At 48.9% G+C, this 12945-nt stretch carries 10 protein-coding genes; 3 read left to right on the top strand and 7 right to left on the bottom strand.

What is annotated here, in order from left to right; all coding sequences use genetic code 11:
• Window positions 1-66: 66 nt before the first annotated feature.
• On the bottom strand, window positions 67-999 hold the full coding sequence (locus ABRS97_RS04210) for a VanW family protein (protein ID WP_367811650.1): 933 nt from the start codon (window positions 997-999) through the stop codon (window positions 67-69).
• 193 nt (window positions 1000-1192) lie between these two features.
• On the opposite strand from ABRS97_RS04210, the gene ABRS97_RS04205 reads away from it, so the two are divergent.
• The gene (locus ABRS97_RS04205) at window positions 1193-2431 is read left to right on the top strand and encodes an aminopeptidase (protein ID WP_367811649.1); all 1239 of its coding nucleotides are present in this window, start codon (window positions 1193-1195) and stop codon (window positions 2429-2431) included.
• Window positions 2432-2618: 187 nt separating this feature from the next.
• Here ABRS97_RS04205 and aspA read toward each other — a convergent pair whose 3' ends face one another.
• From aspA to ABRS97_RS04190, 3 genes are all read right to left on the bottom strand, one after another.
• Entirely contained in the window at window positions 2619-4037 is a 1419-nt protein-coding gene (gene aspA, locus ABRS97_RS04200; protein WP_367811648.1) for an aspartate ammonia-lyase, read from the bottom strand.
• 897 nt (window positions 4038-4934) lie between these two features.
• Window positions 4935-5378, bottom strand: coding sequence for a DUF2663 family protein (locus ABRS97_RS04195; RefSeq protein WP_367811647.1), 444 nt, complete (start codon window positions 5376-5378; stop codon window positions 4935-4937).
• Between the two features lie 180 nt (window positions 5379-5558).
• Complete coding sequence (locus ABRS97_RS04190) at window positions 5559-5810, bottom strand: cold-inducible protein YdjO-related protein (protein WP_367811646.1); 252 nt, start codon at window positions 5808-5810, stop codon at window positions 5559-5561.
• A gap of 152 nt (window positions 5811-5962) precedes the next feature.
• On the opposite strand from ABRS97_RS04190, the gene ABRS97_RS04185 reads away from it, so the two are divergent.
• Window positions 5963-7228 carry an MFS transporter gene (locus ABRS97_RS04185; protein ID WP_367811645.1) on the top strand — a complete coding sequence of 422 codons (1266 nt, stop codon included), beginning with the start codon at window positions 5963-5965 and terminating at the stop codon, window positions 7226-7228.
• A 37-nt stretch (window positions 7229-7265) separates the two neighbouring features.
• On the opposite strand, the gene ABRS97_RS04180 is transcribed toward ABRS97_RS04185, so the two are convergent.
• The 3 genes from ABRS97_RS04180 to ABRS97_RS04170 all read right to left on the bottom strand — a co-directional run bounded on the left by ABRS97_RS04180 (window position 7266) and on the right by ABRS97_RS04170 (window position 11125).
• Window positions 7266-9113: an ABC transporter substrate-binding protein gene (locus ABRS97_RS04180; protein WP_367811644.1), complete on the bottom strand. Its 1848-nt coding sequence runs from the start codon at window positions 9111-9113 to the stop codon at window positions 7266-7268.
• Window positions 9114-9314: 201 nt separating this feature from the next.
• Entirely contained in the window at window positions 9315-10283 is a 969-nt protein-coding gene (locus ABRS97_RS04175) for a quinone oxidoreductase family protein (RefSeq protein ID WP_367811643.1), read from the bottom strand.
• Window positions 10284-10345: 62 nt separating this feature from the next.
• Window positions 10346-11125 carry a Cof-type HAD-IIB family hydrolase gene (locus ABRS97_RS04170; RefSeq protein WP_367811642.1) on the bottom strand — a complete coding sequence of 260 codons (780 nt, stop codon included), beginning with the start codon at window positions 11123-11125 and terminating at the stop codon, window positions 10346-10348.
• 108 nt (window positions 11126-11233) lie between these two features.
• Here ABRS97_RS04170 and ABRS97_RS04165 point away from each other — a divergent pair, with 108 nt between their 5' ends.
• Complete coding sequence (locus ABRS97_RS04165) at window positions 11234-12913, top strand: DUF2339 domain-containing protein (protein ID WP_367811641.1); 1680 nt, start codon at window positions 11234-11236, stop codon at window positions 12911-12913.
• Window positions 12914-12945 lie beyond the last annotated feature (32 nt).

The raw sequence follows: 12945 nt of genomic DNA, 5'->3' as shown, positions 1-12945 counted from the left end.
ATCAATTCAAGCAAATAAAGCCCCCGCCACCATCATTAAAGTGGAAAAGGGCTTTTGGGCTGTATATTAAGGAACAGGAATCTCGGCGTCCGTGCCTGCGTGAATTTCCTCTGGCAGCGTCTCGGAAGCGCTTGGCACATGGCGCGGTTTATGATTGATCACGTCCGAGGAGGAGAGGGAAATATACACTCTTCCCGGCAAAGCCTGGGCCCTAATCAGAATAGGCTGATTATAATTGTTGGTGAAGCTGAAATCGGGTCCTCCCCAGTTTACCGTGGCATCCCTTCCTGGCGGAACATAAGGAACAGACCTGCTGTGCGAGTAACGCTCTACGATCTGAAGCCCGGCTCGATCCACTGCATTGAACAGCGTGGAAGATATCTGGCAAATGCCCCCGCCGATCCCTTCCGAATATTCGCCTCTTACAATCACTTTCGCCTGCTTATAGCCCTTTGCAGGGGTTCGAACGCCGACCACTCGATTGAAGGAGAACGTGTCTCCGGGATGAACCACATAATTGTTAATCGCTTTGGCTGCAAGCGAGATATTATGATACCTGTTTTTATTATTGGAATTAAAATACGTCACGTAATAGCCAATCGGATTTACACGTATGTTAGCCAGCAATTCACTATCCACGTTAGGATAGATCGCTAGTTGGGGCACTTCGGCTTTCAACGGTCCTTGACTGTAGAAATAGCCATAAAATTGCGCTTCGAAAGCTCGGCGATCCAGCTTGGCGCCTGCCACCTCACGAATGATGCGTCCACTATCATGAATCGTCGCATTTTGAGGCTTTCGATAAACTTTCTTCGCGACCTTGTCCATGAACCGTTCTAACTCTGTATTGTCGACAATAGGGATATCAAGAAAATCAATCGAAAACTGCTCCCGATTCGCTTTTGCTATATATTGACCATCACGGTCTATGGTTAATTGATCCGGCATTTCACTCTGCTGCGCCAAAAGCAGTATGCCTGCAATCCATCCATGATTCATGAATGCATACACCCCCTCCTCTATTGTAATCAATTGAAAACATTCCATACTGTGTAAATGCAAAGCGCCACTCCGCAAATTGTTTCCATTTGGATTGTTTCCGGCACAACGAAAAGGATCGCGTTGGCAAAAAAATTTGACGGCTTGCTCGCAGAGGGGTAAGTTTACAATAAGTACAGTGAAATGGAGGAGGATGACGATGAGTTTCGAAAACAATTTAGAAAAATATGCCGAACTGTCCGTTCGTGTTGGGCTGAATATTCAACCCGGGCAAACCCTTTGGATCAATGCCCCTATTCATGCTCCCCAGCTTGTGCGGTTCATTTCCAAAAAAGCTTACGAGGCAGGCGCGAAGCACGTACATATCGAATGGCAGGATGAGATCTGCACACGAATCAAATATTTGCACGCCCCTGATGACGCCTTTCAAGAATATCCTTCATGGAGAGCCCATGCGCTCAATGAGCTTGCTGAGCATCATGGCGCTTACCTGTTAATCGAATCCACAGATCCTGAGCTATTGAAGGATGCAGATACGAAGCGTATTGCTGATTTTTCCAAAGTAGCCGGTCCTGCTTTGGAGAAATGGAGAGAAAGCATGTCATCCTATAAAATGACCTGGTCCATTATTGCCGCTCCTTCTCCGGCATGGGCTCTAAAAGTGTTCCCTCACCTGGAGGAGACCGCCGCGATTAGCGCCTTATGGGATGCCATCTTCCAAGCGACGCGTGTCGATCAAGTAAATCCTGTACAAACCTGGAGCCAGCATAACGCCCTGCTGCGCAGCAAAAGGGAGCTGCTGAACGAAAAGCAATACAGCAAAATTCACTACCTCGCTCCAGGGACAGAGCTTTCCGTGAAGCTTCCAGATAACCATGTTTGGCGCGGAGGTGCCGCCACGAATGAGTCGGGCGGATTCGATTTCAACCCGAATATTCCGACGGAGGAAGTGTTCATCTCTCCTCACAGAGAGGGAACCCAAGGCACTGTATGCAGCACGAAGCCGCTCAGTTATCAAGGCAACCTCATCAACAACTTCACGTTGCGCTTTGAAAATGGCCGCGTTGTCGATTACAGCGCTGAACAAGGCTACAACGCCCTTAAAACGATGATTGAAATGGATGAAGGCGCGAAATATTTGGGGGAAATCGCACTTGTCCCGCATTGCTCGCCAATCTCTAACGCCAACCTTATTTTCTTTAATACGCTCTTCGATGAGAATGCGTCCAATCACCTGGCCTTAGGCAGATCATTCCCCTTCTGCGTGCAGGGTGGAACGTCCATGACGAAGGACGAACTAGCTGGAGTCGGACTCAACCATTCTCTGATTCACGTGGATTTCATGATTGGTTCTGCCGATATGGACATTGACGGAGAACGATCCGACGGTAGCCTAGAGCCCATATTCCGCAAGGGAAATTGGGCGCTCTAAACGAACCCAACAAACTAAAGGCCATGGAATCGGATTCCGTGGCCTTGTTTGTTGGGTAATGTCTTCCTTCTATTCATCCATTTCGAGAGGCAGCCGACCTGTACGATGCCGTACAGCTTTCACAGAGCTCCATACCGTCCATGCACTGAAAGCATACAGGATCGCGCTTACATCGTTCTTATCCGCACTATTCCGCCAAATGCAGCAATCTCTCACCGGCAATACCCGGCGTTGTCATTTGAATCGGATTGAGAATTTCCTCAATTTCCTCCAGCGTTAACAGCTGCTTCTCAAGAATGAGCTCTTTCAGCGACGATCCCGTGCGCACTGCTTCTTTCACCAATTGAGCGGCGACTTCATAGCCCAGATGCGGATTAAGCGCCGTTACAATGCCGAAGCTTTGCTCGACATAAGCTTTACAGCGCTCTCGATCTGCTTCCATCCCTTCAACGGCAAAGCGCTGAAACACATCAGCCGCATTTCGCATAATTTTCAGCGACTGAAGGAGATTAAACGCGATAACTGGCCCCATCACATTAAGTTCAAATTGCCCTGCTTCGCAAGCCAAGCAAATGGTATGATCATTCCCGATGACTTGGAACGCCACTTGATTGACGACCTCGGCCATGACCGGATTGACTTTGCCCGGCATAATCGATGAGCCTGGCTGCCTAGGCGGCAGTTTAAGCTCTCCCAGTCCTACGCGCGGACCGGAAGCCATCAGTCGAATGTCGTTGCAAATTTTGGACAGGTTCACCGCGCATACCTTGAGAGCTGCCGATAGTTCGGTGTAAGCATCCATGTTTTGCGTCGCATCTACCAGATGCTCGGCCAACTCTATCGGCAGCTGCGTTTGCTCTTTCAGGTGCAGCATAACACTTTCCACATAAGCCGGTTTGGCATTAAGGCCCGTACCGACGGCTGTCGCACCCATGTTCACAGACAGTAAACCGTGCGACGCCTGTGTGATGCGCTTGATATCTCTTTCGATAACACGGGCGTAAGCGCCGAACTCTTGGCCCATTCGGATCGGCACTGCATCCTGCAAATGGGTTCTGCCCATTTTAATCACATCGTCGAACTCATGTTCCTTTTGCGCAAACGAAGACTGAAGCGCTTTCATTGTTATTAAAAGCTCTTCGGCCAATCGATATGCTGCAATCTTTATCGCAGTTGGAATCACATCATTCGTAGACTGAGACATATTGACATGATTGTTCGGATTACACTGAAAATAGTTCCCTTTGGATTCTCCCATAAGCTCAAGCGCGCGATTCGCAAGCACCTCATTCATGTTCATATTGATGGAGGTTCCGGCGCCCCCTTGGATCGAATCAACAATGAATTGCTCAGTCAATCGGCCCTGCCGGACTTCTTCCGCTGCCGCGACCACCTGTTCGCCAATTTTTCTAGGCAGCATGTGCATGTCCATATTCGCTTGCGCTGCTGCTAGCTTCACTTCAGCCAGAGCCGTGATCAGCTCCTTGTGTATCGTTACTCCCGTAATTGGAAAATTTTCAATCGCGCGCATCGTTTGTATCCCATAATAGGCCTCTGAAGGAACCTGCTTTTCGCCCAAAAAATCTTTCTCTGTTCGAACATTCATCAAACACACCATCCTTATCCTAGTTGTCTGCTGGACATGACGCAGGAGATACAGCCCTTACTAGGCTGTTCATCAAATCAATTCGCTATACTGCCCCTCGTCTCCTGCTCACTCCATTATTAATAATCCATCGGTCAATAAATGCTCATTTTACAAAAAGCAGTTGTCCAGGCCCCTGACGAGGCAGCCGTGACCAGACTAGCAGAATCCCACGAGGTGTCTACCGTTTTGGAACCAGCCGAAACATCGTGGATCAAAGTATCGAACACAACATTGCTTGGACTACCTGAAATTCGTAATAAACATTGCCTGTACACAATGTATCTATGAAGGCTTCAACGACATCCTCCAGACCTATACGAAAAACCTGAGGCTGTGCCTCAGGTTCTTGTCCAAACCCCTACATTTTGCCTCCGCAAGCTTCGCAAGAAAATGGAGGAAGTACTGCCGGACCGTCAATTCCCCCTGCATAGCGATATCGACGGAACTACGGAGCCTTATTCCACGGTTACCTCCCTTTTCTCCCCTTGAAGCGGAACTAGAGTGCGCTAAATGAGCGAAACCGTGCCTGAAACCCAGCATTTCCCGCTCATAACGCACGGTAGTTCCGCGAAATGTCCCTGCAGCCGGAAATACCGCCTCTTAACGCACCCACGTTCCGCTCACCCGTGCAAACAGGCGACCTCTCGCAGATGAGGCGGTATTTCAATATGCCAAACCGCTGTGGCACTTTCGGATCTTCCACGTCCATCATGGTCAAATGCTCGTACCACACGATGCGTGTGGAATCTCTGCGCTCTGCGAGCTCGACACACAAACCTGACGACTATGCTTTCTGACGTGTTAGAATGGGTATCCCTAACGCTTTAAAAACTCCCCTCCGCAGGCAGGGAGCAGCTAACTTTTATAAACGATGTTGATATCATGCTTCACTTTCATGTAGGCTGAGACATGTTCTCTTGTCTCTGATTTCACATTTCTTAACCAAGAACTATCCAGCTTATCGATGGCTTCTTCTCGCAAGCTTTCATATTTTTTCTTCGCTTTTTCGACTTTGTTGACTTCATTTCTCACATAAATGATAGCTGCGACACTCGCAATAAAAGTAAATAATACGGACTTATTCGACAATAAAATATCCAACATAGCTATCGTATTGCCGCCCGAGCCCAGCATCATATTCAGGTAGAACGTTCGAGCAAACAACAGACACAGCCCAGCCGCTGCCATCAAATAAAATAATTGGGATTTTTTTAGCCTATCCCACTTTTCTTTACGATCAATCAAATCTTCGAGCAGCTTCTGCGTATCATAGGATAAATTGAGTTCAGACCAATTCATGGACATTCCCCTCCCTTATCAGGGTATGCAAGCTGCTTCGATTACAGAATACAAGCGTACTTGAATCCACAATCTCAATCATATACTTGGCTGTGGCCCAACAGGCAGAAAAAAGACCAAAGCAGTCTCATCAAGATTCACTTGAGACAAACTTTGGTCTATTTAACATGCTAAACGATCCTAGAACCGTCTTTTCCCCATCAGAAACTTTTTGTTTCCTTTTTTTGCGGTGACAGGCACGTGCTTGTAGCTGCGAACCATTGGATTTTTGCATAATGGACAGTTAGGTAAAGCTTCCGTAACGAATTCTTTGCGAACCCATGCTTTACAATCCGTCCCCTTACATTTCCAAATCTCAATTTGTTCTACTTCTTGCTTCTGTTGTTCCGCTGTCGTTGAGGCTTCCGCTGGTATCGTCGTTGATGTTGGCATTTCAATTTGTGCTCCCTGTTCGTTTATTAGACTATTTATTATTATACAGATCAGTTCCAATATCAAGTCTTTGGGGTGTCCATTTTTATTTACCAGTGGTAAAATAGATGAGTGCGTTACAATTTAGACACAGATACAAAGGTAGGAGCCCCATGTCGAATTTACTTCAAGAGTGGAAGTCACAGTTTCAAGGATACAGCAGAAATATCCTCTTATTTTTTTGGTTTAATTTTGTATGGAATTTGGGAATGGGCATGTTCGGGCTCGTTTACAATCTTTATGTGAAAAGTCTCGGCTATGATCAGTCGATGGTGGGCAGCATAGTTGGCATGAGTTCGTTAGCAGCAGCCATTATTCTTATTCCTGCAGGTATGATGAATGATCGTTTTGGACCCAAGAAGGTGATTGCCTTCGGTCTGTTTTTAGTCATTGCAGCTCTAAGCGCGAAAGCTTTGATTGCAACCAAGGACGGCATGCTGATAGCTTCCTTTATGGGCGGAGGAGCATTAGCAGTCGTTTCCGCGACGATATTGCCTTTTATGGCGAATAACTCAACCCCCCAGCAACGCGTGCACTTATTCAGCTTCAATATGGCGCTTGTCATGCTGGCCAATGTCATTGGGATTGCGCTCGGCGGCGCGCTTTGCGACTTTTTCCAATTCATGATCGGGTTTGCAGAGATACATAGCTTGCGAATTACGCTATTAGTAGGCGTCGGTATTTCAGCGTTAGGCGTGATCCCGATGCTCATGTTCGAAAAAACAGCCCAAGAACAGAAAGCTGCCAGCGAGCCGCTAAGGCTGCGACAGGTTTGGAAAGTGCACAAAACATCCCTGCAGGTCATCGGGATTTTCATTCTGCTTGGTTTATTGTCGTCTACTGCAGGAGGCATGATTGTGCCGTATCTCAACGTATATTTCGAAGATCGATTCGAGGCATCGAAGACCGCCATCGGGATTGTCGTCGCTTTGGGACAAGGGGCTACCGCGATTGCTTTTCTCGTCGGTCCGATGATTGTGAAGCGGTACGGGGAAGTGAAATCCGTAGTGTATTTACAGCTCAGCTCGATTCCCTTTCTTTTATTAACAGCCTTTTCTACCAGCTTCTACTTGTCATCCGGCGGATATTTGTTCAGACAAGCCCTGATGAATGCCGCCAACCCTTTTTACAATTCGATTAAAATGAGTTATGTCCATCGCTCGCTGCGCGGGCTTGCCTCCAGCTCCGGAGAAGCCGTCTTTAATCTGGGGTGGTTCCTGGCTTCTCCTGTCAGTACCGGACTCGTGCTCCGCTACGGACCTTATTACGGCTATGCCTACGCATTCTGTATTACGGCAGTTGTCTATTCGCTGATTTCGTACTTATTTCTTGTCTTTTTCGGTCATAACCGCTTCAAACCCGCACAAGAGACGGATTAAAAAATGGATTGAGAGAGACACAGCGATTGTCGTTCGCTCACGTTTGCTGCGGGATCGCGCAGGCTTCTTCCAATTGGGGACGAAACCAAATGTTCTTAAAATCGAACCACCCGATCGCGTTGACGGCGATCCCTTTCAAATGCGGGCTGAACACGGTTTGCTGCGTCTTATGCACCAGGAAAAGCACGCGATGCTCCTCCGTCAGCAATCGCTCCATCGAGCGGATCATCTCCAGGCGCAGACCCGCCTCCGGTTCTGTCACGATCCGGGTGATCGTATCGTCAAACGTTCGCCGCTGCTCATCCGAAGCGCAAACGCGGATCAGGATGTTGCCCATCTTATACATTTCGATGAGGCATCGCGCCTCGTCATCATCGCCAACGACGCCTCCGAGCAGCACGTCAGCCTTCAGCAGCTTATCCGTGCTGGACATTTCCACATACGAGTATTCCTCGAGATCAATGGGAATGCCCACTGTGGCACAACAAGCACGAATCCACTCCCCTTCCTGCCGATGAGAGGGTGTGAAGACCATCTTCAGCGGCTGCCCTTGATACCCGCCAGCCGCAAGCAGCTCGCGCGCGCGCTCAGGTTGGTTGTCCTGCGGCGACTGGCGAGGGGAATCGGGCGGAAAGAAGCCTTCGGCCGGCACAGCCCCTTTCAAATCAAGCTGATCAATCATCCCGCTCCGGTCCAGCACAAGATGAATGGCCTGGCGCACGTTGGCGTGTTGATGGGGTCCCTGTTTGCGAAAGTTAAAGGCAAGCAAGTTCGATCCAAACATCATGACTTCTTTTTTTCGCCAATTTTCCGGAAAAAGCTCCTTGTAGTGTTGAATATTACCCATGTCGAAATTTTGCTGCTGCCAATGCCATCTGCTGATGAATTCAGACACATACAACAGCTCAATCCGATCCAAATGCGCACTTTCGCGGAAATAATCTTCAAAGGCTTCGAGGGTAATCCCCCCTTCGTCATTTCGGGTTACACGAAACGGACCCGTGCCGACCGGCAGCTTGTGAACCTCGTTCATCCCTCTTTGGCTGTACACATCTTCTGGGAGAATAGCCATGGGGTGCGAGCTGACATAGTGAGGGAACATATAATTGGGCGCCTCAAGCTCCACCTGGACCGTTAAACGGTCGACAGCCCGAATGTCACGAATGGCTGCGCACAGCCACTGGTTGGGCGAATCTGCCGTGCTTATTTTCAGCAACCGTTTCAGCGAAAATAGAACATCGGCGGACGTGAGGTCGCGCCCATGGTGGAAGCGTACCCGCTTCCGCAAGTAGAACGTCCAGACACGCCCATTTTGGCTGGAAACCCAGTCATGGGCCAAGCTGGGTTCAAGGCAGCCGCTGACCGGATCATAACGCAGCAGCGTATCAAACACCTGCTTGACGAAATGCAAATCGAAGGAATACAACACTTCAATCGGATCGAAGGTTAATATGCGTTTGTGGAGCGGCAGGCGCAGCGTCTCAACCGCATATTCACCTGCAACCTGCGTCCCCCGATAACCGAAATAGTCTCCGAGCCAGGCCAGGAAACGATCCTTGAGTCCCGATTCGACACCCTCCATCTGCAACACATTCATCGCGCTGTTCAAATTACCTTGCTCTGCGTATACCTTGGCCTCGGCTAACAGCAGTTCCTCTGCCGAAGCGAGGAAGCGAATGGCCGATCGGTTGCCTCTTCCCCGGCCCGGCGTCCAGACGATCCAACCCATGTCGCTCATTTTCCGAATCAATATTTTCACATTGCGTTCCGTACAAAATAAGTAGCCCGCTATTTCTTCAATAGTGACAGGTATATCCTTATTCGAAAGCTGCTGATGCCGATTCACCGAGTTAATCAATTGCGCGTATTGTAAGGCGAGCTGCATCCGAGTTCCTCCCCGCTTTTTCAAGTTATGAAGAAGTATAGGCGCCCCATCGAATTTCGTCAACGATCCCTTTAAGTAATCTCCCCTTCACCCATAAAGCACCTACTTCCGCCACGCTTGAAGAACTTCTTTCTAGATGTGAGCACAAAAAGATTGCCTTCCTCCACCAGTAAGACTAGAGAGAAAGCAATCTTTTCGTTTCTAAGGAATGAGTACAATTTTGCCCGTGCTGTTTCGGCTTTCAAGCAGTCTATGAGCTTCCCCGCCATCCCGAAGCGCAAAAAGCTTAAAACTCTCCAGATGAAGATGGTCTTGCTGCATCGCTGCAAAGAGAGCGTATGCCCGCGCTATGCGGTTTTCACGCGTCGTCACATGATTCCACAAATCGCCTCCGGTTAACGTCTTGGATGCGTCCATCAGCATGCGCGGATCGACAGGCACCGGATCCCCGCCGGACATGCCGTAGAAAATCACGTGCCCTTTCGTTTTTGTTGCAGCAAAGCTCTCCATTAACGTTGATCCCACTGAATCATAAGCTGCGCTTACGCCTTGCTTCTCTCGTGACCAGGCAATAACAGCTTTCACCCAATCGCTTTTGTAGAGCAGCACTTCATCTGCGCCCGCTTTCAAAGCCACATCCCGCTTCGCTTCCGTAGAGGTCAAGCCAATGACTCTAGCCCCCTTGCTTTTGCCAAGCTGCGTCAATAGCTGACCAACGCCGCCTGCTGCCGCGTGAACCAAGATCTCATCACCCGCCTTGACGTCGTAGCTGTCGTTTACCAAGTAATGCGCGGTCATCCCTTGGAGCAGAACGCCTGCTGCCTGCTCGTATGTAATTTCAGGCGGCAATGGGATTGCACGCTCGACCGGCACAGCGACCAGTTCAGCATTCGCATAAGGGACATCAGCAAAGGCTATACGGTCTCCTACCTGGATACCCTCAACGCCAAGTGCAACTTGTTCGACGATTCCGGCACCCTCATAGCCTAGGATATACGGCGGCTGACCCGCCAAATGATAATGACCGCGCCTTCTGTAGATGTCGGCAAAATTCAAACCAATGGCTTTCATCTTAACAAGAACCGAACCGGGTTCTAACCTTGGCTCCGGAATATCTGCATAGCGGAGCACTTCCGGCCCGCCGAATGTTTCAAAAATTAATGCTTTCATAAGCTGCCTCCAGCATGCAATCTACTCCGCACAAATTATAACGATCGGTCTAGCTCATTAAACTACGATGAAATCAATCCCAACTTGATTAAACCGTTGCGAATTCCGTCCTCATCCACATGCGTCGTGACATCATCTGCATAAGGAAGAAGATCTTTGTGGGAATTCCCCATCGCGACGCCGAATCCGACAAACTCCAGCATCTCGATATCGTTCAAACCGTCACCGAATGCGACGGACTCTTCCGGCTTTACTTCGATCATTTCGAGTAAGGCAGCAATGCCTTGCGCCTTTGAGCCCCCTGCTGGCAGCACATCCATCGCATGAGGATGCCAGCGAATCAGCTTGAATTCAGAGAGGATGTCTTCATACAGGTGCTCATCGCCGCTCTCGCAGTGAAGAAAGACTTGATAGATATCATTCGTTTTCCAGAAATGAGGGTCGTACCCCGGCATATCCACCTTAAGCGATGAAACGGCTCCGTTCACAAAAGGATGATCCTCCGTATCCGTAAAGTAAGCGTGCTCGCCTTCAAAAACAAGCGAATGCTTGTGCTTGGCAGCCAAGGCGACCAAATTTTCGAGACTCCCCTTTGAAATGACCCGTCTATATAACGGCTCTCCGCGATACACCGCATAACCGCCATTTAAGCAAACATAGGATCTAATGCCTAATTTCTCTGCAAGCGGCTTGATGAAGTAAGGTGCTCGTCCAGTCGCAATCACCGGTTCAATACCGTTCGACTTCAACTGCTGAATAGACGTTATTGTGCTGGCTGGAATTTCCTTCTCTTCATTGATTAGCGTGCCGTCGATATCAAAAAAAACAATTTTATAAGCCATATGGTTCTCCCTTATCTCTCATTTTCTCTAATTAAACAATAAAATGAGGGAAATGACAAAATATCCGTGCTAATATATGGAATATGCCTAATAAAATGAGGTGCATCTATGGACTTAGAATCCCGTGTTGAAACGCTTGAAAGGAAAATAAAAGAACTTGAACTGCAGCTAAGCGCTTTGCTTCAAAAAGAAAAACCATCGCTGGAGCATCAAACGGCTGTGACAGACCCAGCTCCTGCCTACAAGACTGATGTGACGGGTGCGGCTGAACAACCCCAGCATTTCGTCAAACCAGCCAAACAGCCCGCACCGCCTAAAGACTGGGAGCACTTGATTGCTCGCGTATGGCTGCCGCGTATTTTCATCGTTGTCTTTCTGCTAGGCGTGCTTTGGGGATTTACCGCTGCTGTAAGCGCAGGAATCATTACCGAGCCTGTACGCTGCATGCTTGGCATCGCTGCCGCTGCGCTCATGTATTGGCAAGGCGAGACGCAGATTCGGCGCAAACGCACAGCTCTGGGGCAGGTGCTGCTCGGGGGCTCCTGCGGCATACTGATCCTTTCCCTCTTTGCCGCACATATGCTGTTTGAACTCATTCCAGCCGGGGTCGCCTTTGTGCTATTTATTGCATCCATTGGCTTAAGCGTTTACACCTCGCTTCGCCATCGCTCGCAAGCCTTGACGATCATCACCTTGCTGGCCGGTTATTTAGTGCCCTTCCTGGTCGACTCCGTCAAACCTAACATTTGGATTTTCGCCGGATATGAAGCCCTGTTTTCAATCGCCATGATCTTTCTATCCTTCCGTTATTCATTCCGCGCAGCCTATTACGTGGCATTTGGCGTTTTACATCTTCCTTTACTGTTTGGATATGTTTTGGCTGACAATGCGCACGTTCGTGCTGCTATCCTCCTTGCGGTCGTTGTACAGCATGTGACGCTGTTCGCTTTAACTGCCTACTACTCCAAGGATACGCAGAAGAGTCAGCAGATTACGCTCTTTTTAAGCTTTGGTTTGCTCGCTTCGTGGATGTATGGGCTCTACGGATACTCAAACGATCGAATCGCTTACGAGTGGATGATCGCGTTGTTGTCGCTGCTATACAGCGGCACAGCCTACTGGCTCTTCCGTCAAAATAGAGCATTCGCCACCCACTTGTCCATCGCCACCCTCGGTTGGTTCCTATGGCTGATCTATATCCTGCATGCTGACCATGCGTCCGCTGCGGTCGTAGCCGAAGGCGCATTAGCTCTCATCTTAGGGGTCAAGATGAAAAGCAAGCTTCAGCAAATTACGGGAACCGTCACCTATTGTTTGGGGACCATCCTCGTGCTGGCTCATCCGATTGAAGCCATATTTTCCGCAGAAGCTCTCGCATGGCTCGTACTCGTCGCATCGATTGGCGGCCTTTACCGATTCTTTCGGACAGCTCTCCCAGAAAGTCGAGGCAAGCTTGAAATCCATCTGATCTTGCTATGGGCTGAGCTGGTGCTATGCCTCGTTTTTGCCACACAGCTAACCAATGTTTTGACCGATTCTTTGTCCTATGATTATCAGCATTTGATCTTATCAGCCGTTTGGGCTGTGTATGCCATTCTTCTGATCGCTTTCGGGCTTATTATAAATAAACCCAAAGCCAGGCTTGTCGGCATTGGATTCCTTTTCATCACCCTTCTTAAAATCATCTTTATTGATCTGCCCGACGTCTCTACCGCAATTCGCGCTATTTTGTTCATTGGCCTTGGAACGGTTGGGGTCATCATTTCGAGATTATTATACAAGCGTTAAGATTAAAACAGGACCTGAGGCTGTGCCTCAGG

It is taken from the genome of Paenibacillus tabacirhizosphaerae (assembly GCF_040812395.1).
Classification (GTDB): domain Bacteria; phylum Bacillota; class Bacilli; order Paenibacillales; family NBRC-103111; genus Paenibacillus_E.
Note: the sequence above shows the minus strand (reverse complement) of the source record. Positions and strands in the feature narration are given on the sequence as shown.

Coding starts and splice junctions, on each gene's coding strand:
- ABRS97_RS04195 (WP_367811647.1), bottom strand. CDS start 5,378: ATGAATTGGTCTGAACTCAATTTATCCTATGATACGCAGAAGCTGCTC.
- ABRS97_RS04165 (WP_367811641.1), top strand. CDS start 11,234: ATGGACTTAGAATCCCGTGTTGAAACGCTTGAAAGGAAAATAAAAGAA.
- ABRS97_RS04210 (WP_367811650.1), bottom strand. CDS start 999: ATGAATCATGGATGGATTGCAGGCATACTGCTTTTGGCGCAGCAGAGT.
- aspA (WP_367811648.1), bottom strand. CDS start 4,037: ATGAATGTTCGAACAGAGAAAGATTTTTTGGGCGAAAAGCAGGTTCCT.
- ABRS97_RS04180 (WP_367811644.1), bottom strand. CDS start 9,113: ATGCAGCTCGCCTTACAATACGCGCAATTGATTAACTCGGTGAATCGG.
- ABRS97_RS04190 (WP_367811646.1), bottom strand. CDS start 5,810: ATGCCAACATCAACGACGATACCAGCGGAAGCCTCAACGACAGCGGAA.
- ABRS97_RS04205 (WP_367811649.1), top strand. CDS start 1,193: ATGACGATGAGTTTCGAAAACAATTTAGAAAAATATGCCGAACTGTCC.
- ABRS97_RS04175 (WP_367811643.1), bottom strand. CDS start 10,283: ATGAAAGCATTAATTTTTGAAACATTCGGCGGGCCGGAAGTGCTCCGC.
- ABRS97_RS04185 (WP_367811645.1), top strand. CDS start 5,963: ATGTCGAATTTACTTCAAGAGTGGAAGTCACAGTTTCAAGGATACAGC.
- ABRS97_RS04170 (WP_367811642.1), bottom strand. CDS start 11,125: ATGGCTTATAAAATTGTTTTTTTTGATATCGACGGCACGCTAATCAAT.